Origin of the sequence: Nocardia alni, assembly GCF_019038435.1 — a bacterium.
Lineage (GTDB): Bacteria > Actinomycetota > Actinomycetes > Mycobacteriales > Mycobacteriaceae > Nocardia > Nocardia alni.
Window position 1 is genome coordinate 94,295 of the sequence record NZ_JAGPOX010000006.1, and the last position, 24,598, is coordinate 118,892.

General features: G+C 63.0%; 24 protein-coding genes. 8 read left to right on the forward strand and 16 right to left on the reverse strand.

The window, feature by feature from the left end; translation table 11 throughout:
- The first annotated feature begins 195 nt into the window (after nucleotides 1-195).
- The 5 genes from JZ791_RS04525 to JZ791_RS46405 are packed head-to-tail and all read left to right on the forward strand — an operon-like array spanning nucleotide 196 to nucleotide 4,415.
- Nucleotides 196-1,512 carry an aromatic ring-hydroxylating oxygenase subunit alpha gene (locus tag JZ791_RS04525; protein WP_308162769.1) on the forward strand — a complete coding sequence of 439 codons (1,317 nt, stop codon included), beginning with the start codon at nucleotides 196-198 and terminating at the stop codon, nucleotides 1,510-1,512.
- The gene (locus JZ791_RS04530) at nucleotides 1,509-2,030 is read left to right on the forward strand and encodes an aromatic-ring-hydroxylating dioxygenase subunit beta (protein WP_216892863.1); all 522 of its coding nucleotides are present in this window, start codon (nucleotides 1,509-1,511) and stop codon (nucleotides 2,028-2,030) included. Before JZ791_RS04525 ends, JZ791_RS04530 begins: the two co-directional genes overlap by 4 nt.
- A gap of 35 nt (nucleotides 2,031-2,065) precedes the next feature.
- Entirely contained in the window at nucleotides 2,066-2,410 is a 345-nt protein-coding gene (locus JZ791_RS04535) for a non-heme iron oxygenase ferredoxin subunit (protein ID WP_216892864.1), read from the forward strand.
- Nucleotides 2,407-3,195, forward strand: coding sequence for an SDR family NAD(P)-dependent oxidoreductase (locus tag JZ791_RS04540; RefSeq protein WP_216892865.1), 789 nt, complete (start codon nucleotides 2,407-2,409; stop codon nucleotides 3,193-3,195). Before JZ791_RS04535 ends, JZ791_RS04540 begins: the two co-directional genes overlap by 4 nt.
- A complete protein-coding gene (locus tag JZ791_RS46405) occupies nucleotides 3,192-4,415 on the forward strand; it encodes an NAD(P)/FAD-dependent oxidoreductase (protein ID WP_216892866.1) in 1,224 nt (407 codons plus the stop codon). The genes JZ791_RS04540 and JZ791_RS46405 overlap by 4 nt, the downstream gene beginning before the upstream one ends.
- Nucleotides 4,416-4,472: 57 nt before the next feature.
- Here the strand turns inward: JZ791_RS46405 and JZ791_RS04550 are convergent, their stop codons facing one another.
- The 16 genes from JZ791_RS04550 to JZ791_RS04625 form a co-directional block, all read right to left on the reverse strand.
- Nucleotides 4,473-5,750 carry an NAD(P)/FAD-dependent oxidoreductase gene (locus JZ791_RS04550; protein WP_216892867.1) on the reverse strand — a complete coding sequence of 426 codons (1,278 nt, stop codon included), beginning with the start codon at nucleotides 5,748-5,750 and terminating at the stop codon, nucleotides 4,473-4,475.
- A 4-nt stretch (nucleotides 5,751-5,754) separates the two neighbouring features.
- Nucleotides 5,755-6,072, reverse strand: coding sequence for a 2Fe-2S iron-sulfur cluster-binding protein (locus tag JZ791_RS04555; protein ID WP_216892868.1), 318 nt, complete (start codon nucleotides 6,070-6,072; stop codon nucleotides 5,755-5,757).
- Between the two features lie 69 nt (nucleotides 6,073-6,141).
- Complete coding sequence (locus JZ791_RS04560; protein ID WP_216892869.1) at nucleotides 6,142-7,464, reverse strand: cytochrome P450; 1,323 nt, start codon at nucleotides 7,462-7,464, stop codon at nucleotides 6,142-6,144.
- Between the two features lie 134 nt (nucleotides 7,465-7,598).
- Nucleotides 7,599-8,633, reverse strand: a complete 1,035-nt coding sequence (locus tag JZ791_RS04565) for an ABC transporter ATP-binding protein (RefSeq protein WP_216892870.1) — start codon at nucleotides 8,631-8,633, stop codon at nucleotides 7,599-7,601.
- A gap of 69 nt (nucleotides 8,634-8,702) precedes the next feature.
- A complete protein-coding gene (locus JZ791_RS04570) occupies nucleotides 8,703-9,344 on the reverse strand; it encodes a hypothetical protein (protein WP_216892871.1) in 642 nt (213 codons plus the stop codon).
- A complete protein-coding gene (locus JZ791_RS04575; RefSeq protein WP_216892872.1) occupies nucleotides 9,341-10,054 on the reverse strand; it encodes an Rv1363c family protein in 714 nt (237 codons plus the stop codon). The genes JZ791_RS04570 and JZ791_RS04575 overlap by 4 nt, the downstream gene beginning before the upstream one ends.
- Entirely contained in the window at nucleotides 10,018-11,484 is a 1,467-nt protein-coding gene (locus JZ791_RS04580) for an MCE family protein (RefSeq protein WP_216892873.1), read from the reverse strand. The genes JZ791_RS04575 and JZ791_RS04580 overlap by 37 nt, the downstream gene beginning before the upstream one ends.
- On the reverse strand, nucleotides 11,484-12,710 hold the full coding sequence (locus JZ791_RS04585) for an MCE family protein (protein WP_254205206.1): 1,227 nt from the start codon (nucleotides 12,708-12,710) through the stop codon (nucleotides 11,484-11,486). Before JZ791_RS04585 ends, JZ791_RS04580 begins: the two co-directional genes overlap by 1 nt.
- A gap of 2 nt (nucleotides 12,711-12,712) precedes the next feature.
- Complete coding sequence (locus tag JZ791_RS04590) at nucleotides 12,713-13,843, reverse strand: MCE family protein (protein WP_216892875.1); 1,131 nt, start codon at nucleotides 13,841-13,843, stop codon at nucleotides 12,713-12,715.
- The gene (locus JZ791_RS04595; protein WP_308162771.1) at nucleotides 13,840-14,880 is read right to left on the reverse strand and encodes an MCE family protein; all 1,041 of its coding nucleotides are present in this window, start codon (nucleotides 14,878-14,880) and stop codon (nucleotides 13,840-13,842) included. The genes JZ791_RS04590 and JZ791_RS04595 overlap by 4 nt, the downstream gene beginning before the upstream one ends.
- Nucleotides 14,880-15,893, reverse strand: coding sequence for an MCE family protein (locus tag JZ791_RS04600; protein WP_216892876.1), 1,014 nt, complete (start codon nucleotides 15,891-15,893; stop codon nucleotides 14,880-14,882). The genes JZ791_RS04595 and JZ791_RS04600 overlap by 1 nt, the downstream gene beginning before the upstream one ends.
- Nucleotides 15,890-17,056 (reverse strand): MCE family protein, encoded by a 1,167-nt coding sequence (locus JZ791_RS04605; protein WP_216892877.1) that lies wholly within the window; start codon nucleotides 17,054-17,056, stop codon nucleotides 15,890-15,892. Before JZ791_RS04605 ends, JZ791_RS04600 begins: the two co-directional genes overlap by 4 nt.
- A gap of 4 nt (nucleotides 17,057-17,060) precedes the next feature.
- Nucleotides 17,061-17,894: an MlaE family ABC transporter permease gene (locus tag JZ791_RS04610; protein ID WP_216892878.1), complete on the reverse strand. Its 834-nt coding sequence runs from the start codon at nucleotides 17,892-17,894 to the stop codon at nucleotides 17,061-17,063.
- 12 nt (nucleotides 17,895-17,906) lie between these two features.
- Nucleotides 17,907-18,719 carry an MlaE family ABC transporter permease gene (locus JZ791_RS04615; RefSeq protein ID WP_216892879.1) on the reverse strand — a complete coding sequence of 271 codons (813 nt, stop codon included), beginning with the start codon at nucleotides 18,717-18,719 and terminating at the stop codon, nucleotides 17,907-17,909.
- A 217-nt stretch (nucleotides 18,720-18,936) separates the two neighbouring features.
- The gene (locus tag JZ791_RS04620; protein WP_216892880.1) at nucleotides 18,937-20,382 is read right to left on the reverse strand and encodes an aldehyde dehydrogenase; all 1,446 of its coding nucleotides are present in this window, start codon (nucleotides 20,380-20,382) and stop codon (nucleotides 18,937-18,939) included.
- A gap of 33 nt (nucleotides 20,383-20,415) precedes the next feature.
- Nucleotides 20,416-21,519 (reverse strand): NAD(P)-dependent alcohol dehydrogenase, encoded by a 1,104-nt coding sequence (locus tag JZ791_RS04625; RefSeq protein WP_216892881.1) that lies wholly within the window; start codon nucleotides 21,517-21,519, stop codon nucleotides 20,416-20,418.
- A gap of 248 nt (nucleotides 21,520-21,767) precedes the next feature.
- Between JZ791_RS04625 and JZ791_RS44715 the strand changes: the two genes are divergently transcribed.
- The 3 genes from JZ791_RS44715 to JZ791_RS04640 all read left to right on the forward strand — a co-directional run.
- Nucleotides 21,768-22,937 carry a LuxR C-terminal-related transcriptional regulator gene (locus JZ791_RS44715; RefSeq protein ID WP_216892882.1) on the forward strand — a complete coding sequence of 390 codons (1,170 nt, stop codon included), beginning with the start codon at nucleotides 21,768-21,770 and terminating at the stop codon, nucleotides 22,935-22,937.
- Between the two features lie 11 nt (nucleotides 22,938-22,948).
- On the forward strand, nucleotides 22,949-24,025 hold the full coding sequence (locus JZ791_RS04635) for a helix-turn-helix transcriptional regulator (protein WP_216892883.1): 1,077 nt from the start codon (nucleotides 22,949-22,951) through the stop codon (nucleotides 24,023-24,025).
- 301 nt (nucleotides 24,026-24,326) lie between these two features.
- On the forward strand, nucleotides 24,327-24,598 hold a 272-nt coding region (locus JZ791_RS04640), incomplete at its 3' end, for a hypothetical protein (protein WP_216892884.1).

Genomic DNA, 24,598 nt, shown 5'->3' on the forward strand with positions numbered 1-24,598 from the left:
CCGCCGTTCCGCTGCCTGGAACCTCACTCGGAGACCGCCATCACAACGGTGTTCCATCTGCTGGAACCACAGACCCACGGTGGTTTCCGGCCTCATATCGTCGGGACATCGCTTGGTTGGCGTGCCCGCCGCACAGCCCGCAATCCGCAACGCACGGACCGCTTCCCGTCCCTCCCAATGAAGGGAGTCGCAATTGTGACCGCACCCTATGTAATCGACGACCGAGAAAAGTCGCTGTTCCAGGTCCATCGAGAAGTCTTCACCTCGAGAGAAGTGTTCGAGAAGGAACGAGAACTGATCTTCGCCGACGCGTGGCTCTACGTGGGGCACGAATCGGAGATCCCCGACAAGAACGATTTCCGGACCCGGGATGTGGGCGGCCGATCGGTGATCTTCAATCGGGACCGGCACGGAGACGTCCGCGTCCTGCTCAATACCTGCCTGCACCGCGGCGCTTCGGTATGCCGCCATCCGCGTGGAAACCAGAAGATTTTCACGTGCTTCTATCACGGCTGGGCATACCGCAACTCCGGCGAACTGGTCAACGTACCGTCCGGCGACGACTATCGCACCGCACCGGCGGACACCTATGGCGGCTTGTACTCTCCGAGAATCGAGTCCTACCGTGGATTCTGGTTCGTGAACTTCTCCGACGACGCACCCGACCTGCATACCTGGCTGGGCACCTCGTCGTACCTCCTGGACCTCGCCGTCGACCAGTCCGAGGACGGCATCGAGATTCTCGAGGGCACGCACAGCTACACCCTCGCCGCGAATTGGAAGCTGCTGATCGAGAACAGCATCGACGGTTACCATGCCAAATCGGTGCACCATACGTACTTCGAGATGATGATGGAACTCGGCCAGACACCGCCGATGCTGGGCGACGGAACGGTCAACGGCGTTCCACCCGCGGGTATCGGCACCGAGTTCGGCAACGGCAACGCCACCCTGATCTATCCGGGGAACGGGCTGCCACTGGCGAACGAGAACGTCGCACAGTCACTTGCCGAATTGCGTGGGAAGGCAGTCGGCAAACACGGCGAATCGTACGCATCGGCCGTGTTCGACCTGGCGCGCAACTCGATCTTCTTCCCGAACTTCGTGTTGATCGATCTGAACTTCGGCATGATCCTGCGGACGATCATGCCGCTGGGACCGGACCGGACCCAGGTGACGAGCTGGCAGATCGCACCGCGCGGCCTCGACCTGGAATCCCTGCAGTACCGGATCGACAACGCGCTCACCTTCTGGGGCCCGGCCGGTCTGGCGACCCCGGACGACGTCGAGGCCCTCGAACAGGCACAACGCGGGTTCAGCACGAGACGCGAGGTCCCGCTCTCCGATATCTCCAAGGGCATGGGCAAGCAACGGCCCGCCGCCAACGACGAACTGCAGATGCGGGCCTGGTGGCGGCAGTGGGATTACGTCATGACCGGTGAACGGCACGCGGCGGAAGTCGCGGAATTCGTCCCGTTCGAGACCCGCGAGCAGCAGGAGGCCGGCGCATGACGAACACCACCACCCCGGCCTCGGCGATCCGGCCGACCGGCGAGATCACCCGCGCCGAGGTCGAGGACTTCCTGTACTTCGAGGCCATGCTGCTCGACGACTGGCGGCTCGAGGAATGGATCGAACTCTTCACGATCGACTGCACCTACGAAGTCCCCGCGACCGACGCACCGAACTCCGACCCCGGCCTGACCTGGTCGCTCATCCATGACCGCCGGACCATGCTCGAGCAGCGGGTCATCCGGCTGAAAAAGCCGGAGGCACACGCGGAGTTCCCGCATTCCCAGACCAGCCGAATCATCGGCAACGTTCGAATCACCGAGCGTTCCGAGCAATTCCTGCTGGTTCAGGCCAATTTTATCGTCTCACGCATGAAGGCCGGCAAGTTCGACCAATTCGTGGGCCGGCACTATTACGAGCTGGTCCCCGCCGAATCGACTTTCTCGATCCGGCGGAAGAAAAGCGTCCTGGCACATGATCGACTGGATCCGCAAGGAAAGATCTCCTTCGTCTTGTGACGTGCCGATGACACCGGTGACACAGAGAGAATACGATGGTAAACAATACTTCCTCGACCGAACGGGTATTCGCCTGTAAGGTCGACGACCTCGAGGACGGCGACAGCATGACCGTCCGGGCCGACGACGAATCTGTTGCTGTCTATCGCATAGCGGACGACTTCTACGCGACTTCCGATACCTGCACCCATGAACAGTGGTCACTGGGCGAGGAAGGCGATCTGGACGGGTTCGAAATCACGTGCACTCTGCATAACGCCCGCTTCGATGTCCGGGACGGAAAGGCCCTGTGCTTCCCGGCCACCGTGGACCTCGTGCGATATTCGACGATTGTCGAGGACGGCAAAGTGTACGTCGTAGCGGTGGAGCGGTCGGCATGAGCCTGCGACGTTTCACCGACCGGGTGGCCGTGGTCACCGGCGGCGCCAGCCCGATCGGGTTCGGCATCGCCGAGCGCCTCGCCGCCGAAGGCGCGCACGTGGTACTCGGTGATGTCGACTCGGAACGGCTGGCCGAGGCGGGCGAGAAATTGGAGGCCACGGCACCCGGTCGTGTGCACGCGGTACTGGGAGATCTGAGCCGGCAATCCGATGCCGCCGCCCTCATCGCCGCGGCGGCCGATCGCTGCGGGCGACTCGATGTGCTGATCAACTGTGCGGGCGGCGGCGTCATTCGGGCGACTCCGGAACATACCGAACAGACACTGCGGGCGACCATCGACCGCAATCTGTGGACAACGGTGTACTGCTCCCTCGCGGCGCTGCCGGTCATGGCCGCGGCGGGATACGGCCGGATCGTCAATATCGGCGCCGAATCCGTCCGCAACGGCCTGTACCGGCACGCGATCTACAACGCCGCCAAGGGGGGTGTGCACGCGCTGGCCACCGGTCTGGCGCGGGAGTACGCGGGGCAGGGCATCACCGTCAATGTGGTCGCTCCGGCGTGGATCACCACCGCGGAAGCCGAAGCACGCCTGGTGGTCGCGTCCGAATCCGAACGCGCGGACTGGGATTCGTTCACCACACAGATGCGTTCGACCATTCCGATGGGCAGGCCGGGCACCGTGCCCGAGGTGGCCGCTACCGTCGCCTTCGTCGCCTCGGACGAGGCGTCCTACATCACGGGCCAGACGATCAGCGTCAACGGCGGAAGCTCGATGCTGTGAGTCCGGCACGCACAGTCACTGTGGCCGGTGGTGGCCTGGCGGGTTTGACGGTCGCCCGGGAACTGCGCTCCCGTGGATTCGACGGCACAGTGCGGATCGTCGATCCCGAGGGGCTGCCCTACGATCGACCGCCACTGTCCAAGGCATATCTCGCCGGTACAACCGATCGTGCCGCACTCCACCTCGCGCCGCCGGACTGGTTCACCGACAACGATATTCGGATCGTCGAGGATTCCGTGACCAAGCTCGACACCGGCCGGGGTTCGGTCCTGCTGGCGTCCGGTTCGGAGCTGATCAGCGACGCGGTCGTACTGGCGACCGGAGGACAGGCCCGCAGGCTTCCGGTGCCTGGAAGCGACCACCCCGGTGTGCTGAAGTTGCGCACCCGCGCCGACGCTGATCAGCTGCGCGACAAGCTTTTTCCCGGTTGCCGGCTGGTCGTTGTCGGAGCGGGCCTGATCGCCGCCGAAGTCGCTTCCACCGCAACCGGTCTCGGCGCACACGTCACGCTGATCGATCCGATGCCGGTGCCACTCGTACCGGCCGTCGGCGAGGAGCTGGCCCGGGTGCTGCACGAGATGCATTCCGCGCACGGCGTCGAGGTACTGACCGGAAAACCCACTCGGATTGCGGCAGAAGGTAAGTCGCTGCTGGTCGAGGTGGAACACTCCCACGGCGCGGACCGGCTCGCCGCCGATCTGGTCCTGGTGGCGATCGGCATCGAACCGGACACCTCCCTCGCCGACGCCGCCGGGCTGCGCGGCGACGCCGGAATAGAAGTAACAGCCACGGGCCTCACCTCGAACCCCGGAATATGGGCCGCGGGCGACGGAATCCGGATACGCACAGCAGACGGCCGTCTACTCCCCCGCAGCGAGCACTGGGAGGCCGCGATCCTCAGCGGTACCGCCGTCGCGTGCGGCCTGCTCGGAGAGCAGGCGCCACAGCGCCCACCGGCCTGGTTCTGGAGCGACCGCTACGGAGTGCACGTCGAGGCGGTCGGGTCGATGACCACGCCCGGTTCCACGGTGCTCAGGAATGCCGGAACCGATCGGCCGATCGCGTTCCGGGTGGACACCGACGGTGTTCTGGTCGGCTGTGCCGCGATCGATGGCGGAAAGGTTCTGCGAGCAGCGAAACGGTTGATCATGCGCAGGGCCCGAGTCGGTCTCGACGATCTCGTCGACCCGGCAGTAGATCTGCGCAAGGTCGACCGGTAATCGATCCGCGTGAGTCCTGCGGCCGGACGTCCGGCCGCAGGACTCACGCGGACTCGTTCAGCCGCCGATTACCGAACCGGTCGCGAAAACATCCCGAAGTGACACCCCCGGGTCCGCCAACGCGACCGGATCGACGGGGACACGCGCGGCGATGAGCCTCTTCCCGCCCATGAAATCCCTCGGACTGTTCGCGGTCTCCACCGCGCACACGGTTCCATCGGCACGGAGGTGGAACAACGCGAAGGCTGCGGGCGTATCACCGAGCCGCGCTATCGTGGTACTCCCCTCCTCCAGCAGACCGGCGATCTTCAGCTTCAGGTCGAACTGATCCGACCAGAACCACGGCGTCTCATGAGATCCCGAAACATCCCGGCTGATCACGGCGGCCGCATGTTTGGCCTGCTCGACAGCGCTCGGAATGGATTCGAGACGATAGCGTCCGTCGAGTGCGTCGTGTGGCCTGCGGGTGACATCACCGATGGCCAGGACACCGGGCACATTCGTCCGTCCGACCCGATCCACGAGGATGCCGCCGTCGCAGGCCACCCCGCATTGCTGTGCCAGTTCGACATTCGGCACAGCACCGACGCCGACGAGGGCGTAGTCGCAGGGCACCACCGATCCGTCCTCGGCCTCGACGGCGATCACGGCGCCCTCGGCCGTCCGGAAACCTGCCACACCGAAATCGGTGATCACGCGCGTGCCCTTCGAACGGTGATACTCGGTGAGCCGTTCGGAGAGTTGAGCACTGGCGACCCGGGACAGAATGCGTTTCTCACGCTCGATCACGACAACCGCGATACCCGTCGACCGAGCGACCGCCGCGACTTCCATGCCCACATATCCGCCACCGATCACCGCCAGCGAGTGCGCGCGCTCGAAAGCGTGGCCGAGCGCCCGCGCATCCGCGATCGTGCGCAAACTCATCACGCCGGCGGCATCGCCTCCGGGCACCATGAGCTTTCGTGGTGTGGCGCCGGTCGCGATGACGACGGTCCCGAATCGGCGATACTCGCCGTTGTCGAGGTACACCCGGCGGGCATCGGGCTCGATCCGGGTGGCCCGCACGCCCAGGAGCAGTTCGATGTCGTTGTCCGCGTAGAAATCCGGCGGTTTGAGCCACTGGATCATCGAGTCGTCGGTGAACTTCTTCGACAGCGGCGGCCGGTGGTACGGCGGATCCGGTTCGTCACCGACCACCGTGATCGCTCCGTCGAACTGTTGCTGTCGCAGCAGTGCGGCCAGCGTGCCGCCCGCATGCCCGGCACCGACGATGACAACCGGGTCCGACCGTCCGGCAGGGAAATAGGCGGCATGGCGGACATAATTTGCCATGCCATCACCGGCTGTCGGCCACGCGAACGTGGATCTCGCGGTCGGCGTCACCGACGATGAGCTGGCAGGACAGCCGAGACTCGCCGGTGGAGCCCTCGAGATACTCGATGAGATCGACCTCTTCCTCGGTCGGTTCGGCGAAAATATCGCCGTACTCCGGAGACAGATAGACGTGGCAGGTCGCGCAGGCACAGCTGCCCCCGCACTCGGCGACAATGCCGGGGAGGTTGTTCTCGATGGAGGCGCTCATGATGCTTTGTCCTCGGTTGACCTCGACCCGAGAGAAGGATCCGTCCGGCAGGTGATAGGTGACTCTGGGCATCGTCCGTATTTCTTTCTGTGCGAGGAAAAACGGTGCGCCGCGACAATCGTCACGACGCACCGCGGCAAATCAGGAGAAGGTCAGGCGCACCGGCAGGCGCCTGAGTCCGCCCACGAAGTTGGTCTGGATCATCTTGGGGTCACCCGTGACCTCGATTTCGGCCAGGCGCGGCAGCAATTCCTCGAGCATGATCTTCAGCTCCAGCTTGGCCAGGTGCTGTCCGATACACATGTGCGGGCCATAGCCGAAGGCGATCTGCTTGTTGGGCCGCCGATCGGGGTCGAAGGCGTCCGGGTTGTCGAAGACATCCGCGTCCCGATTACCCGACTGGAACAGCAGCATCAGTCGATCGCCCGCCTTGATCCGCTGGCCCCGAAGTTCGTAGTCCGAGAGCGCGATGCGGGTGAACTGCTTGACCGGCGAGACGATCCGCAATGCTTCCTGGACCAGGTCGGGAATCAGCGCGGGGTCGTTCTTGGCGCGCTCGAGCACATCGGGACGGGCCGCAAGCTGATGTAGGAGACCGGCCAGGGTACTCGCGGTGGTGTCGTGCCCCGCCGTGGCGATCGCGACGAACCAGCCGTAGGCGAATGTCTTCGGAAAGTATTCGCCGGATTCGTCTTTCGCGAGTGCGATGAGTGAGGCCAGATCATCACGAGGCTGCGCTCGCCGGCTCTCCACCAGCACGTCGAAATACGCGTAGAAGTCCGTGATCGCAGCCGCCCACTGCTTCGCCGCGGCATCGGGGCTCAGGGGCTCGACATCATCGCGCAACGCGTCCGGGTCCGCGACCCCGAACAGGTCCTGTGTCAGTCCCATCATGCGCGGTTCGTCCTCTTCGGGCACACCGAACAGCGTCATGATGACCCGCAAGGGGAAGAAGACCGCGAACTCCTTGACCGCGTCGAGGTCCGAGCCACCGGATACGAGCCGTTCGACGGATATCTTCGCGGTCTCGCGGATCTGATCCGACCACTTCTTGAGGTTGGCCGGCCGGAACCAATCGAAGGCGACATCCTTGATCGTCGTGTGCTCCGGCGGGTCGAGATACGGCAGGGCGTCGAGAATCCGGAGGCTGCCGCCGGTCAATTGTTTGGTGAATTCGTCCCCGGCCTGATTCTGCAGAATCGGGTTGTGCGATCCTTTATTTTCACCACCCCCGGCGCTGAAAATCTGAGGCTGTCGTTCGACTTCCATCAGATCGGCATGTTTGGTCACCAACCAGAGCGGGTCGTAACCTTCGACGTGCACCTGGGCCAACGGCTGATTCTCCCGCAGCCAGCGGTAGGCATCATAAAGCTTCGCGTCGTCACTGTGCCCCTCCGGAAGCACAACGCGCCGCGCGATCTCGTCAGGGACCGTCCGGGCACCAGTAGATTCTACTGCCGTCATGATAATCCTTCTCTCGGTTCTCGATCAATCGCGGAGAACGTGGTACGGCCGGGCAATCCGTACCGCACCATGATCCAATTCTTGTGCATTGCATCACCCGGCGCTTCACCACAACGAGGGGTGTTGGCAATGCTTCAGAGGGAGGGCGACTCCGGGCGGAGGCCCTCGGATAGCTCTTCGAGATACTCGCTGTCGGCCATGGATTCCAGAATCGCGTTCTGGGCGGTGGCAGGAAGCGATGGGAGAATTCGGCGCACTCGATCCTGGCGACGAATCTCACCCTGCCGGATCGGCATTCCCGGAGTCGGTCGCATCTGCGGGATCACGCCCTCGATATCTTCCACGCCGCCGGCATGGTGACCGGCGGCGACCAGCGCGCGCTCGTGCGCCATCTGCGCTTCGTCCTTCTCTTCGGACATGCCGATCGGGCCTATCATGGTTCCGTTGAGGAACTGCTTCACGACCGGTTCGTCGCTGGTCAGAAGAACTTCACGAGGTCCGAACATCACCAGCTCCCGACGGAAGAGCATGCCGATGTTGTCCGGCACGGTACGGGCGAGATTGATATTGTGCGAAACGATCAGAATCGTGGCGTCGATCTGCGCGTTGATATCCATCAGAAGCTGGCTGATGTACGTGGTACGCACGGGATCCAGTCCGGAATCGGGTTCGTCGACCAGGATGATCTGGGGGTCGAGAACCAACGCTCGGGCAAGGCCGGCACGTTTGCGCATACCACCCGATATCTCACCGGGAAGCTTCGTCTCGGCCCCGGAGAGCCCGACCAGCTCCATCTTCTCCATCACAATTTCGCGGATCTCCGACTCGCTCTTCCTGGTGTGCTCGCGCAGCGGAAAGGCGGTGTTGTCGAACAGATCCATGGACCCGAACAGAGCACCGTCCTGGAACAGCACGCCGAACAGCTTCCGAATCTCGTACAACTGTTTGCTCGAGCATTGCAGGATATCGACGCCATCGATGACGATAGAACCCGTCTCCGGACGCAACAGTCCGATCAACGATTTCAGGAACACCGATTTTCCGGTGCCCGAGGGGCCGAGCAGAACACTGACCTCACCTCGTGGCAGCGTCAGTGAGACATCCCGCCAGATATTCTGCGTCCCGAAGGACTTCGTCAAACCCTCGACTGCTACCTCGACACCACTCATGATTCCTCCGGCAATTCGATGAGAACATATCGGCCCGATACATTCGGTTCGGCCATGTCGTGACTGCCGCTACACCGGTTCGAGTCCGGAGATCAGCCATCGGTCACCGACCCGGTCCATGTGGATTCGCACGCGACTGGCATCGAGCCGGGGTTGCGGCGTGTCCTTGCTGGTGGTCGACTGGTCGATGAACAGCAGAACAGTGACCGAATCCGATGTGCCGTCCACGACCGATCTGCCTACTACCGTCGCAGTGGTGACGGTCTGATGTTGTTTCGCAGCCGGAATGATCGTGTCCTTGATCAGTGTTCGAAACCGGTTCTCGAAATCGCCGGTGAGGAGATTCGCGGCGGAGTCCAGATCATGGTCGGCGGTTTCGGCCCGATATGACAGGATCTTCGGCACGTTCGTCTCCGCGGCCGCGAGAGCGGCGCCGCGCGCCGCGCGCACGTCATCGTAATCGTGGATTCGAACGCCCAGTACCGTCGCGGCGGCGATCAGGCCGATCGTGACCAGGACCAATGGTGTGAGGACAAGCGTCTTCCTTCGGCGCGACCACCCCTCGACGCGTCGCGCGAAAGTCCTCGGGGCCAGTCGAATCCGAGTAAAGAGCGCTGCGCGAGGTTCGGTCGCGGCCTTCGCCTCCTCGACTTCGTCTACGGCATGCTCCGCGGATTCGGTCGCCGCGGCCTCTTTCTCCACAGTTGTCATGAAACGAACTCCACATCCGAGACGAGCCATCCGCCGCCTACGTGCTGCAAACTGACCTTCATCCGATACACCCGCTCTTGCCCATTGGGGGCGTCGGAATTGCGAACCGTCGAGGTGGACGCCACCAGGACCTGCGCGTGATCGTCATCGGCGCTGATCACACCGCTCTCGGCCACCGAGCCCGTCGAATCGACCGCGCCCTTTGCGATTACTTCCCGGAAGCTGTCGGCCTGGTGGGTGAACTGATCCCGGAACGAACCGGTCGTCTCACCGAGAATGCGGGTGATATCGGGCTCCACCGACGTCCGGTTGAGCGTTGTCAGGTCGGCGACCATGCGACGGGCCGCCGCGGTCACGGCCGCATCGCGCTGCTCGTGCGCGTCGTTCGCATGGTTGTCGACCAGCAGTACGGCCGTGATCGCGATCAGGGCGATGATCGCCACGGTGAGGACCGTCAGGCCGGCGACCGTGCCGCCCGGTCGACGAAGCCCCTTGGACCACAACCCATTCCCGGCAGATTCCGCCACCGGTTCGGCATCGTCGTCGTCCGGTTCGGCGGGTGGACTCGCGCCTGCCGAATCGATGCCGGGGGCATCTGGCGACGGGGCGGCCCGCGAAGTCCGGGACGACATATCGTCCGCGATGTCCTCGCTCCCCAGTTCGTCGTCGGTCCTCAGTTCTTCGTCGGATCGATGAGCAAGTCTTGCCATCGCCGGGCCTCCTTCTGTGTGGTGCCGACCGACGAGATCGTGTATGCCTTTCCGTCGGGTGCCACGAAACGTCCGGTCGTCGGGTCGTAGGGAACAGCACCCGGTGCATCCGCGGGCCGGGCGATCAGATCCGGCGCGGGATGATCCGGCTGCGGTGCGGACGGCCGCGCGGTGCCGGGCGGCGGGGTCGGCGGGGTCCCTGCGACACCGGGCCGCGACAGCATCCCGGGCCAGGTCGACGGCGGTCCCCCGGGACAGTCGGCCTGCACGGCCGTGCGCACCGCGGGATCCGATACACACGGCATGTTGCGCGACCCGCGAACAGCCCGCACATCGTCGTGCGGCAGTTGGCACCGCGCATCGGTGTTCGCCGGCGCCTCACCGACGTCCGAGGGATCACGGCGCTGCGTGCCCCCGTACCCGTCCGTGCAGGTCACAGGACCGAAAGTATCCAGCAACTTCACATCCAGCGGTGCCTGCGGGCCCAGCGGATCGCCGCCACGCTGCAACCCCTGGTGCTGCACGCTGTAGTTGAAGGATGCCGTGATCGCGGGATAGACGACCAGGATCTGCCGCAAGCCCGGTACGTTCACCTTCAGCACTTGGCCGACGGTCTGCAGGTTCGCCAGCACGTTCGGCAGGGGTGCGGTCAGATCGGTGAGTGTCGATCCGACAGTGTCGGCGAAGCCTTTGCCCTGGTCCAGGACCGAGCGAAGATCCGGGTCGTCGCCGGCCAACTGCCGAGTGAAAGACGCCAGGTCGCGGACCGAGGTGGTCAGGTCGGTCGCCACCGTATTGCCCGTATCGAGCAGCGGTTCGGCGTCGTGGATCAACGTCCTGGTCTGCCCGAGATTCGCTTGGGCCTGGGCGATCAGCGAGTCGGCCGAGTCGATGAGCCGGGAACTCGGAGCTCCGTTGCCGTCCAGTGCCTGGGAGCTCTCGGCCAGCGTCCGCTCCAGGTCGTCGTGCGGGGTGACCTTCAGCAGGCGATCGACATCGTTCAGCAGTGTGGCGGCGGGCACCGGTATCGTGGTGTGCTCGACCGGAATCACGCTGCCCGCGTGCAGATATGGACCCTGCGCCGAACCGGGCGTCAGATCGACATACTGTTCGCCGACCGCCGACACACTCTTGATCGCGGCGTGCGTGTCGGCCGGTACCGGCTGGTTCGACCGCAACTGTAGCTCGACCGCGATTCCGCTGTCGGTCAACGACATCGATCGGACCGTGCCCACATCCGCGCCCCGGTAGGTCACCAGCGCGTTCGGATACAGACCCGCGCCGTCGGTGAAATTCGCGGTCGCCAGGTATGTGCCGATACCGGTTTGGCGTTGCACGCCACAGTAATTGATGCCGACGTAGGTCAAGCTCACGGCCGAAACAACGGCGAATGCGATCAATTGCAATTTGATCATTCGTGTCGTGTGCATCAGTGTCCTCCCCCGGTGGCCGGGTGCGCGGGGGCCGGGAAAAGCTGCGGCAGCAGGTTCGGCAGGCCCGCAAGCGCGGGAAGTGGCGGCAGTCCGGGGATCGCGGGGGCCGGCCCGGGGACCGGTGTCCGGGTGGGGGCGATCAGCGGATCGACGACATGGTCGATGGCGACAACGCTCTCCAGCGCGCCCTTCGGGATACTGGGCAGAATCTTGTTGAGGACACCGTTCGCACTCAGGTCGACCGTCAGATACAGGTTGATGAAGTCGCCGCGAATGGCTCGGTCGATCGTGGACACCGGGAAGGGGATAGTCGCGGCGATATCCAGGGCCTTCGGCAGATTGGCTCCAGCGGCGGAGAGCTGGGCCAGCACCGGGCGCAGGTTGTTCAGATCATCGACCAGGCCGCCACGGCTGGCCGCCAGAACCTGCTGGGCGATCTGCCCGAACCGCCCCAGGCTCCCCAGGGTGTCGGTCAGCTGATGCTGTTGATCCTCGAGCACACCGAAGGCCGGCGCCAAGGTGGTCAACCCCTTGTCGATGGTATTCGTCTGCGCGGCAAGGGTGCCCGACAGCCGGTCGACCGAATCGACGGCGCGGACGATATCGCCACGCTGAGCGTTCATTCCCGTGACGAAGGTGTGCAGATTCTCTATCAGCTCACGCAACGTGTCCTGACGACCATCGATGACGTCGTCCGCCTGGGCGACAATGGTCCGAATCTGTTCCAGCCCACCGCCGTTGAGCACCACCGACAGGGCCGACAGCACGCGATCGGTGGACGGGTACGCCGCGGTACGGGCCAGCGGGATCACATCCCCCGCGTGCAGAAGACCATTATCGGCTTGCTGTCCCGGTGGTACATCCAGTTCGAGGTATTGCGCACCGAGAATGCTGGTCTGCCCGAGCTTGGCGGACACATTCGCGGCCAATGCCGCAGAATCGTTCAACCGCACCGTCAACCGAGCATGCCAGCCGTCCAGTCCGATCGACTCGACGATCCCGACGTCGACATTGCCGGATTTGACGACCGAATTGTTCACCAGATTTTGGATATCATCCATTTCGACGACGACATCGAAGCCACGGCCCTTCAGCTCGGTCCCGGGCAGTTGAACCGAATTCACTCCCGAGAAGCGGCTACATCCGGACAATACGGTCAACGAGCCGACTATCGCCAGCGAGACCGCCGCGAGTTTCCTTTTTCGTATCCGTGTCGCGCACATAGTCAGTTACCGCCCGTCCGAGGAGCCGGCAGAGTCGGAATCCCGGCGGACGGCGGTGTGCCCGCAGGCGTGCCCGCCCCCGCGACCATCTGCCCGAGCAACGATCGAGTCGCCGTCTGGCACATCTGTTGCGGCGCGTTGACAGTGGTCGCGAGGACACAGATCAACGAGCGGCCGTCGGGAATGTCGGGAAGGGCGAGTCCACCGGTCAACGAGGCGGTCTGCGGGTCGTATATGTTGTAGAAATCGTCCAGCGCCGTAGGTCCGCTGTGCAGCACCTGCGCGAGATCATCTTCCTTGTCGACAAGCAATTGCGTGATGCGGCCGAGCGAGGACACATCCCCGACGAGCTGAGCGTGATTGTTCGCGACAAATCTCTGGATCTGCCCCATCTGGGTAGACAGACTGTTCAGCAATGCGTCCAACTCGGTTCTATTATCGGCAAGCAATTCCGATACCGATGACAGCTGCCCGGAGAATCCGACGATCTGCCTGTCATTCGCGGATAGCACGGAGACGAAACTCTGGAGATTCCGCAGCGTATCGAACATATCCGGACTACCCGTCTGCAAAGTCACCGCCGCAGCGGACAACGCACCCAGGGTTCCGTTGATCGTCGCGCCGCGACCGCCGACGGCCCCCGCCGCGGCGGTCACTGCATCGGCCAAGGGGCCGTTCCCGTTGTGGCCGTCCGGACCCAGCGCCCCGATCAGCTCGTCGACCTGCTGCTTCTCATCGTCGAAGGACACCGGCACCGCGGTGTGCTCGAGCGGAATCGCCGCACCGTCGGCCAGCGCGGGACCGCCCCTGTACACCGGCGCGAGCTGCACATACCGGCCCGATACCAGCGTTGGCGCGATAATCGCCGCCCGCGCGTCCGCGGGAAATCGACGGTCGCCGTCATAGGTCATGTCGACCCGCACACGATCGCCCTGCGGACTCACCTTGTCGACCGTGCCGACCTTCACGCCCAGCACATCAACGGCGTCGCCGGGGTATAGACCGGTGGTGTTACGAAAGTAGGCGACGACGTGTTTCTTCGAGGGCCCGCCGAAATTGACGGTCGCCGACACCGCCACGACCGCCACGATCAGACCGGCGGCCATGAGGATGTATCGAGTCTTCCTTTTCATCGAGCTCCCCCTGCGGGGCCGGGCCGCGGATCGTTCAGATTCGCGGGCGTAATATTATCCAGCAGAACATTGAAAAACGGCCCGCTCGCAACGACATCGCTGAGCTGTGTGACGAAATTCGACAGGCCGGATATCGATGCGTTGATATTCTGATAGTTCTTGTTCAGGGTGTCGATGGTCCGGCCCAGTTCACTCAGTGCGGGACCGATCGTCGCCGAATTATCCCGCGCCACGGCACTCAACTCGTCGAAAACCTGCGTGGCACGGATCAGCACAGCGTGAATCTGTACCGCCCGCGAATTCAGCGCATCGAAAAAGGATCGGCCGTCCGCCAGCAATAACACGAACTGCTGATTCCGCTTCGACAGAATCGCGCTGACTCCGTTGGCATGCGTGAGCAGATCCTGCACCGCCTGGTCTCGCGAGGCGACCGTATCCGACAACCGACCCAGCGCGGTTACCGACGAACCGAGATCGGGCGCCGAGGTCCGCAACAGCTCTCCGGCCTTGTCCAAGGCGGCACTCAGCTGCTGCTTGTTCGTCTGCGCCACCGTATTGGACACCTCGGCCAGCGACTCCGAAATATCGTAGCCGGACGTCGTTCTCGACAGGGGAATTGTCGCGCCCGGATTCAGGCGTCCGTCTCCCGCCGAGGTGAGTTCGAGAAAGCGCTTTCCGAGAAGTGTCGCGACCTTGATCGACGCCCGGGTCCGGCCGCCCAGAACCACCCCGTGAAAATCGCCGGAGAATTCTACATCGACGTGATCGCCGGATAGCCCCACATCCTTCACCTGCCCGACCACCACGCCGGCGACCTGAACATCATCCTTCGCATATAGACCGCTGGCATCGGCAAATTCCGCATGGTAGGTGGAACCGCTGTCGATTCCCGGCAACGAACGGTATTCGAACACCGCCGCCAGCAGCACCAGCACGATGAGCGAGCCGACAATGCCGATCCGCACGCGGTTTCGTTCCCGCATCGGCAATCTTGCGCGCAATCCGAAGCCGAATACGCGATTCACAATCCTTTTCATTATTTACACCTGTCTGCCGGAGCCGTGGCCATCGGGGTGTCGGCGCCGCCCTGCAGTCCCGGATAACGAATGGCCATACCGCAGACGAAAAAGTTGACGAAATTCCCGTAACTGCTGGCCCGGGAGATCTTCTGATACGCATGCGGCAAACCGGAGAGCAGAGCCATCAGTGAATTCGTCTGTGCATTCAGATTTCCGGCGGTATTTCCCAGAGTGGAGATATCGGCGGCCAGCGGTGACCGCGCCTGTGCCAGCGTCCCGCTCAATGTCGTTGTGACCGCGTCGATCTGGTCGACCGCATTGGTCACCGTCTGCCGGTCACCGTTGAGCCCGGTCACGAGTTCCTGGAGATTCGTCACCACATCGGAGAGGTCCTGCCCCCGTTGGTCCGCGGTCGCCAGGACCGCGCCGAGGTTGGTGATGACCGCACCGATGGCCTGGTCCTTATCGGCCAGGGTGCCGCTCAGCGATCCGACCTGGCGAACGACATCGGTTATCTCGTCCGCCTCCCCGTTCAGGACCGCTACCAGCGATGCGGTCAAACGGTTGGCGGCATCGGGATCCAATCCCTGTAACAGTGGCCGGAAGCCGTTCACCAGCCGGTCCATTTGAAGGCCGGCATTCGTCCGGCTGGCCGGAATCACCGATCCGGGTGGCAGAATCGCCGTCGTATCCGGCCCGCTGGTCAATTGCAGGTAGCGGTCGGAGATCAAATTCTTGTACCTGATCTCGGCCTTGGTCGTCACGGTCAGCGGCCGATCGGAATCGACCTGGAATTTCACCAGAGCACTGTGCGGTCCGGTGAGTTCGACCGATTTCACCTTACCGATCGCCATGCCTGCGACTTTCACATCGTCGCCGGATTTCAATCCGGACGCATCGGTGAACACCGCACCGTAGGATTTCACCGGATTGAACCGAATATTTCCGACGGTTGTCGCTACCAGAAATCCAGCGAGTGTCGTGATCGCCACGAAGACGACCAACTTGATCAGGGATCCGCGTATGGTCATTTCACATGTCCGAACAGGAGATCGACGAAGTTCTGGGCGGCGCGGGGATCATTCGGTGTTTCATAGGCTCGGCTGCCGTCCGCGAGATCGGTATGCCCCGGGTCGGTGGCGGTGACGCCGTCGTGCGAGCCATAGCAGCTCGGCGGGTTGTCGACCGCACCGATCCGAGGCAGGTTCTGCTGGGTATAAGGCGGGTCTCCCATCGGCACGGTGCCCAGAATGTTGAGGCCCGGCCGCGCGCCGCCCAGAGTATTCTTCAGGTAGGTATCCGTTTGCGCGAGGTCCGACAGCAGGCATTGGTATTCGGGGGCGTAATCGGCCAACACTCCGGTCACCGGATCGAGCACGTTCACCGCTTGCGGCAGCGAATCTCGTGATGCGGTGAAAAAGGCGTTTCCGGCGTTACCGAACCCGGTGAAGCTGAGCAGGAAAGCGGCCAGCTCGGACCGTCTATCGATGATCGTCCGTCCGCTCGTGCTCGCGTTGCCGGTGGCAGCGAGCAGATCCGGCGAAAGATTGTTCAGCGTGTCCGCGTTGTCGGCCAGCTTGGAAAAGTCGCGCTGGAGGGTCGGAAGGGATCCGTTGAACTCGCGCAGGTACTGTGACAGCGTCTGGAGACCCTGCCCCAGGTTACCGCCTCGGCCTCGGACGGCCGTCGCACTCTGCGTCAACACCGTATTCACTTGGGCGGGGTCCACCTGATCCAGCACGGTCATCAAATGTCCGAGTACATCCTGGAATTCGACGGTGACCTTGCGAGCGTCGATAACCGATCCGCTCGCCAACCGCTGCGCCGAGGGGACCGCCGGGCGGATCAGGGCAACATACTTTCTGCCGAACAGTGTCGAGGTGCTCAGATCGGCTCCGACATTCGCCGGAATCGACTTCACCTCGTCGGTCTTCAAGGCCATCTCTATGGTGGCGGCAGAACCGCGATACGAAACTCCGGTCACGCGGCCCACCACCTTGCCGCTCATTTCCACCTGCGAACCGATGTCCATCATCAAGCCGGACCTGTCGGTGCGCACGGCCACCCGAATGGTCGGGGTGAAGGCCTCCTCGTAGACCGCGATCGACAGGACGGTCAAACCGACGAGCAAAACGATCATGGCGACGCCGATGCCGGCCTCGCGAAACCGCGATCGCACGGATTCTCTTGACATTTCATCACCCCGAAATATGAGCGCCGGAATCGGGACCACCGAATACGGCGATTCCCACCAGTAGGTCGATCACCATCACGGCGATCAGCGACGTGCGGACGGCGCGACCGACCGCGACGCCGACGCCCGCGGGGCCGCCGGAGGCATGGAATCCGTAATAACACGTCACACACATGACCACGACGGCCATGACGATCACCTTGAACAGCGACCACCAGACGTCCGAGGGGATCAGGAACTCCCGGAAGTAGTGATCGTAGGTGCCGCTGGTCTGTTCGGTGAATACCAGCGTGACCACTCGGGTGGAAAAGTACCCCATGATCAACGCGACCGCGTAGAGCGGGACCACGGCGATGACACCGGCGATGAGCCGAGTCGTGACCAGAAACGATATCGGCGGCACCGACATGACCTCCAGCGCGTCGATCTCCTCGCTCACCCGCATCGCGCCCAATTCGGCGGTGAACCCCGCGCCCACTGTCGCGATCAAGGTGAAGGCCGTCATCAGCGGTACGGCCTCGCGCGTGTTGAAGAACGCCGAGACGAATCCGGAGAGCGCGCCGACTCCGATCCTCCCCAGCGACGTGTCGCCTTGCTGGCCGACCTCGTACGCGCCGGCCATCGCCATGAACGAGAGGATCACGACGGTGCCGCCGACCTTCGCCAGCGCGCCGGTTCCCAAGCTCACGCTCGCGATCAGTTTCAACACTTCGCCGCGGTATTGGCGAAACGTATGCGGCGCGTACGAAATACTGTGCCCGTAGAATTTCAGCTGTTCGCCCAGATTCGCGAGGCTGTCCACGGGGACGGCCGCCGCGCGGCCGATTCTGCTGACCATAGCTGCCACCTCCTATGCCTGAAGTGAAATAGTGGTGATGATGGAGTTCGTGAGGAACAGCAATACGAAACTCACGACAACCGTCTGATTGACGGCCTCTCCGACACCCTTGGACCCGCCCTTTGCCCGCATGCCGAGGTGGCATCCGACCAATCCGGCCAGCAGACCGAAGACACCCGCTTTGATCTCACCGACGAAAAAGTCGCCGAGCCCGGTCAGCAAGGAGAGACTGTTGACGAACTGGCCCGGGGTCGCGCCTTGTACATAGACACTCACGATGTACCCCCCGGTGATGCCCACCGCCGTGACGACACCGTTCAGGAACACCGCCACGACGGCGGCTGCGGCAACACGCGGAACCACCAGTCGCTGAATGGGATCGATCCCCAGCACCTCGACGGCATCGAGCTCTTCACGAATTTTTCTCGAACCCAGGTCCGCGCAGATGGCGGTGGCGCCGGCGCCCGCAACGACCAGCACGGTCGTCATCGGCCCCATCTCTCGGATGACGCCGACGCCCGCACCGCTGCCACTCAGATCTATTCCTCCGATCTGGTCCAGGATGAGATTGATCTCGAAAATAATCATCGCGCAGAACGGAATTGCCATCAAAATCGACGGCGCAATAGATATTCGGCAGAGGAACCATGCCTGATGAATGAATTCCCGCCATTGCAGCGGACGCTTGAACATGCACCGGAAAGTTTCCCAAGCCGTGACATAGAAGTCGCCGAGCGAGGTAATCCCGACTTTGGCCTGGCTGGACGCCTTCTGCACGATGTTTATTCTGCCAACCCGGCGCTCGCCGCCACTGAGCACAGCCATCCTTCATCCTCATCTGTCAGATCGGCAGGACTCATCCGCCTGAAATATCGAGCAGCGCGCGGGATGGAACAAATCAACCGCACGGAGTTATCCGACCGAGCCGTCGGATGGGCATGGCCGCCAGGTGGATCGAGCCGCGACGACATGCGATCCACCGGCCCGGCGACCGTTGCGACCGATCGTCCCGAGTCGGATCGGCAGCACCACGAAGGGTTCGCTAGAGATAGATCGACTTCGCGACCAGGTAGGCCGACAACGCCTCCGGGCCGAGTTCGCGGCCCAAGCCGCTCGACTTGACACCGCCGAACGGCGCAGTCGGATCGGGCAGATAATTGTTGATGCCGATCGTTCCGGAAGCGACCCTGCGCGCGACCTCTACACCGCGATCGTGGTCGGAAGTCCAGACGCTGCCGCCCAAACCGTATGCACTGTCGTTGGCGATGCGAATCGCCTCGTCGTCACCGCTGTACGGAATCAACGACAGCACCGGCCCGAAGATCTCCTCCTGAGCGATCGTGGAGCGATTGTCGACATCGGCGAACACCGTTGGCTCGACGAACCATCCGCTGTCGAGGCCCTGTGGTCGACCACCGCCGACGGTGATCCGAGCACCGCTGCTCCGGCCGTTGGCAATGTAGGACTCGACCCGATCCCGCTGACTCGCACTCGCCAGCGGGCCGATCTGTGTCTTCGGGTCGAGCGAGTCGCCGACCTGCAGCGAAGCCGCCAGACCGGTGAACATGTCGACGACCTCCTGGTAGCGCGATCGCGGCGCCAGGATCCGCGTACCGATATAGCACGTCTGTCCGTTGTTCAGCAGGGTGGCGCCGAAGAGCTGCTCCCCGATCCGGACCAGATCCAGGTCGGCGTCGTCGAGGATGATCGCCGCCGATTTTCCGCCCAGTTCCAAGGTCACGGGCCGAAGCAGACGACCGCACACCTCCGCGATATCGCGGCCGGCTGCCGTCGACCCCGTGAACGCGATCTTGTCGACGTTCGGATGAGCGACCAGATGTGCTCCCGCTTCGCGACCACCCGGGACGATGTTGATCACCCCCGCGGGAATCGCGGCTTCCTCGATTGCCTCGGCGAGCACGTAGCTGTCGAAAACGGTCTCCGGAGACGGCTTTATCACCAGCGTGCAGCCCGCTGCGAGGCCGGGTGCGTACTTGAACGCAGCCAGCGCCTGCGGGAAGTTCCACGGAACGATGGCCCCCACCACGCCGATCGGCTCGTGCGTGACCAGCGTTGATCCGCCCAGAAGTCCGGGCCGCGTCTCCTCGAAGGACTCCTGGCGTAGTAGACCGGCGTAATAACGGAGCAACAGCTGCGGGAATACTGCTTCCAGCTTCTCGGAGATCGCCACCGGCATGCCGTTCTGAGAACTGACCGCTTCGACCATCTGCGGCGCACGCTTGTCCAGCGCGTCAGCCAGGCGTTCCATGGCGTCGGCTCGCCGAGCCGGAGCCCATTTCGACCATCCGGTCGGATCGTCGAATGCGGCACGGGCGGATGCGACCGCGGCATCGATGTCGGAAGCTGTGCCGTCGGGGACCGAACCGAGTACCTCCTCGGTATTCGGGGAGACGACGGTGATCGTCGCGGCGGAAGCCGGATTCCGCCAACCGCCGCCGATGTAGAACTGCTCGTGTACAGCGCTCATGATGTCAATCCTTCGATAATGCGAATCTGGCGTTCAGTTGGCGGTGAGGACGACTTTGACCGCGTCACCGCGAGCCTGTGCCGCGAGAGCCTCGTTGATGTCCGACAGCGGCATCGTGGTGATCAGCTTCTCGAAGGGGAACTTGCCCTGGCGATGAAGCTCCAGCAGGTAGGGGATGAAGACCTGGGGATCGGAGTCTCCCTCGGTGATGCCTCGGACGGTCAGCCCCTGGATGAGCATCGGGATGAGCGGGACCGGAAGCGCTGCCGCCGGGTCAGCGGGAACGCCGATCATGCCCAGCGCCCCGCGTGCGCCCAGCGACAGCAACAGTTGTTCGAGAACCGGAGTCGCCGCGGTGGTGTCGATGGCGTAGTCGACTCCCTCGGGTACGACCGCACGGACCTGTTCGGAGACAGCACCGGCATTCGGGTCTATCGCGTGCGTAGCGCCGAGGTCGACGGCGAGCTTGCGACGGCTCTCATGCGGCTCGACCACAATGATGAACTCGGCTTCACGCACTGTCGCCGCCAGCACGGCGGACAGCCCGACCGCTCCGGCGCCGGCGACCAGAAGCGAAGCGCCAGTTTGCACGTCGAGCGAGTTGAAGACAGCACCGGCGCCGGTCTGGATGCCGCATCCGAGCGGGCCGACGATCTCGACCGGCGCACCGTCGGGCAGTTTCACCACATTGCGCTCATGTGCGACGGCGTAGGTGGCGAGCGAGGACTGACCGAAGAAGTTACCACCCAGCGCGGTGCCGTTCTCGGCGATGGCCGACGTCCCGTCAGGCCTGGCCCCGCCGAAGTTGTAGGCCATGAAATTCAGGCAATACGCCGGCACTCCCCCGACGCACTGGGTGCACTCACCACAGCTGTTGAAACTGATCGCCACCTTGTCTCCGACAGCAACGGAGGTGACGTCACCCCCGACGGAGGCGACGGTCCCGCTCCCCTCGTGCCCCAGCACGCCCGGCAGGGGAAACGGCAGGTGCCCCTCCTTGACCGCCACATCGGTGTGACAGATTCCGACGCCCGCGATCTCGACGACGACCTCATCGGCCGCGGGGGCCGCGAGCTCGACAGTTCCCAAGGTGAATTCCTCGCCGATCCGGCGTAGAACGGCAGCCTTGATTTCCATGGTGGACTCCCTAACGGATTAGATCTTCGGACCGATGTTAGGTAGTTCATAATGGTCAGACCACAAGATTGCCGACGAGTTCACTCGAACACCCTCCCCCTACCCCCCTCCAGAGGGAGACAGTTAAAAAGGAGATGAATACCGAAAAAAAAGTGATTGACGTCACATATAAGCCGGAGTAACGTGTCCGACTCATGTTTCCAACTGGTAAATCTAAGTAACTTCGCCGGGTCACAGTCGACCCCGCGGTGCGCAAGGAGGCCGCCGTGATGCCGCACGCATCCTGGGCTTCGGCCGTGGTTGCCGAACCCGTAGTCCAGCAGGCGAAGGACGTTTTCCTGCTGGCACGGGAGATCCTCGGCAGTACGTACGAGACCAACCCCTCATTGCCCGACGATGTCCGTCTCGCGGCCGTGCGCCACCGAGTCGAAGAGTTCGTCACCAGTGATGATATTTCCCCCACACACCGCGCAGAAGCGTGCAAGCTATTGGCGATGATCCACAGCTTGCAGCGGGTCGGCCTGGAATGGTCTCTCGCGCAGCAACTCTCGACCCTGACCGAGATTCGCACAAGCATCGATGAGTTATCGGGACTCTCGCCACGCGAACTGATCGACACGGTGCCGCTTCAGATCTGTCGCAACCTGTCGGTGGGCCGGGTGATGATTTCCACGATCAGTGGATCGGTCTGGCTACCACAGCATCTTCATATCGAGGAGCGAATACCGGGCTCCGCGGAGTTCGAAGAGTTCGTCAACGGTGCTCGAATCCAACTCTCCGACGCCCCCCTCGAAACCGAGTTCTTGGTCAGACGCAGAACAGTCGCCCTGGTCCCCAACCCGAGTTCCGACAGACGGACATACAAACAGATCGTCGAGGTGGCGCGTACACAGGCCTACGTCGCCGCACCGATCACGTTGCGGGGCCGTACCATCGGAATGCTGCATGCCGATCGCCCCGAGGACCCGAACAGTCTGTCGTATGACGATCTCGAGTGGCTCGCCATATTTTCGGAATGTCTGTCAATCGTTTTCGAGGGTGCCCTGCTCCGGCAACGTATCGAACAGCGGTTCCAGCGCGCCGCGGATACGTACGCGCAGGTGGTAGCCCTGCTCGGGCAGGTCGAAAACGAACCCGCCCGGCCTGCGCAACCCATTGCGCAGGCCCAGCGGCCTCAGTCCATTCAGCAGCGCACGCCATCGGGAACTACGGCCCTGACATCGAGAGAACACGAAGTTCTGGCCCATCTGTCGACCGGCGCGACGAATATGCAGATCGCACGCAACCTGGTCGTGTCGGAGGCCACCGTCAAATCACATCTCAAGCAGATCTCGAAGAAGCTCGGTACCTCGAGTCGTGCGGCCGCCGTTGCGGCGTACGCGCGAATGACCCAGGGAAATTTCGGAATTGCACTATGAGGCCGAGCTCGATGCGCGAGTCCGTCGATACTCTTATGCGGCTCGATGATGACCTCAGACGCAATCTCCAGCTCGGAATACGACCGCGACAAGCGGTCACCGTGTCCGAAGCATTGTTCACGACAGAAGAGATCATCGCCTCCGCGCTCGCGGCCATCCCAGCGAAGTCCGACGCGGTAGCCATCGAACGAGCGCAGCTCATTACCGCGCTTCTCGCGGCACAGTCGGAAACACACCGCTTGCTCCTGCAGGCAGCGGCAACTCGCGTGGCCGCGGTCGGGCCGTCCATCACCCGTCTGCGTGCGACCGCGTCGATCCGCGACCTGACTCGCCAGCTGTGCACCGAACTGACCGGTGGGCTCGAATTCCGTTGCGCGAGCTACTCCGTCATCAATTTCGACAGCTGCACCACGCACTGGATGCACCCGCACAGCGACCACACAGGAGCACAAGGCGGCGCTGAACGACAACTGTCCCCCGAAGAGACCCGCTGCATCCGCCGGCAACGCTCGACCATCGTCGATGCGAGCCCAGGAGGACGCGAGGAGCCGATGGCGACACTGCTCGGTGCATCCAATTTCGTGGTGACACCGGTCATCATCCGCTCCCGAGTCCACGCACTGATCCACGCGGCGCGCGACCTCCCCTGGACGGTCGACGACACCGACGCGCAACTACTCGAGGTAGTTGCTTCCGCGTTCGCTGTCATCCATCAGCGCGAAGAACTGGCCGATCGCATGGAGAGTCAGCAACAAGCCATATACACCGCAGCGCAGCAACTGGTCGCCGACGCCCAGACGCTCGCGGAGGGGGGATATCCCGATCTGGGCATCGAAGGCGGCGCGGACTCTCAGCTGCGCCAGTCGGTCGAGGCCAATGTGGCACTGAAGGAAATATTGACACCGCGTGAATTCGATGTTCTGCGACTCATCGTCGCCGGCGCGTCCAACACCGAGATCGCAGAGCAGTTGGTGATCGCCGTCGAAACCGTGAAGTCACACGTAAAGCGGATACTACGTAAACTCGGTGCCGTCAACCGCTCCGAAGTGATCTCACTTTACCTCGCCCAACGCGGATCACCTTCGTAACCCGAGCCGCATCGCGATCGTCGCCACCCCGTAGACCCTATTGATTCCGCCGGGGCAATGCCCATCTACCCGGCGGGCCAATTCATACCACCGAACCTACTGTGGCACAAGGTGTTCCAGAAATCGACCGACAACCTGGTGCGACGCGGAGGCAACCATCCGTTCACCACCCGCAAGGGGTAAGAACACCACCCATCGGGGTGATGCGCATCTCATGTGCACTGCATAATAATAACTTTCGCATGAGTGTGAAATCTATGAATTGCGAAGAAATAAACGCAATACAGAAGGGCGACCTACGATGCCGGACCCAATTTCTGTAATCGCTACCATAGTATCGGCCGCCACGGGATCCGTCGGCAATTCTACATTGCCGCTCGATGTCAAAATCTCTGCCCAGAATTCGATCACATCGGGGGGCGACATCGCCAAGTCTCTCGACGCTCAACTGAACAGCAGCGTATCCCAACTGCCGGAGCCCGCCCGTCGAACCGCGCGCGACAGCATCGAGCGTGCGACAGAACAGATCGCACGCCTTGTGCCGCCGGGCCCCCTCACCCCGCAGGCGACAGA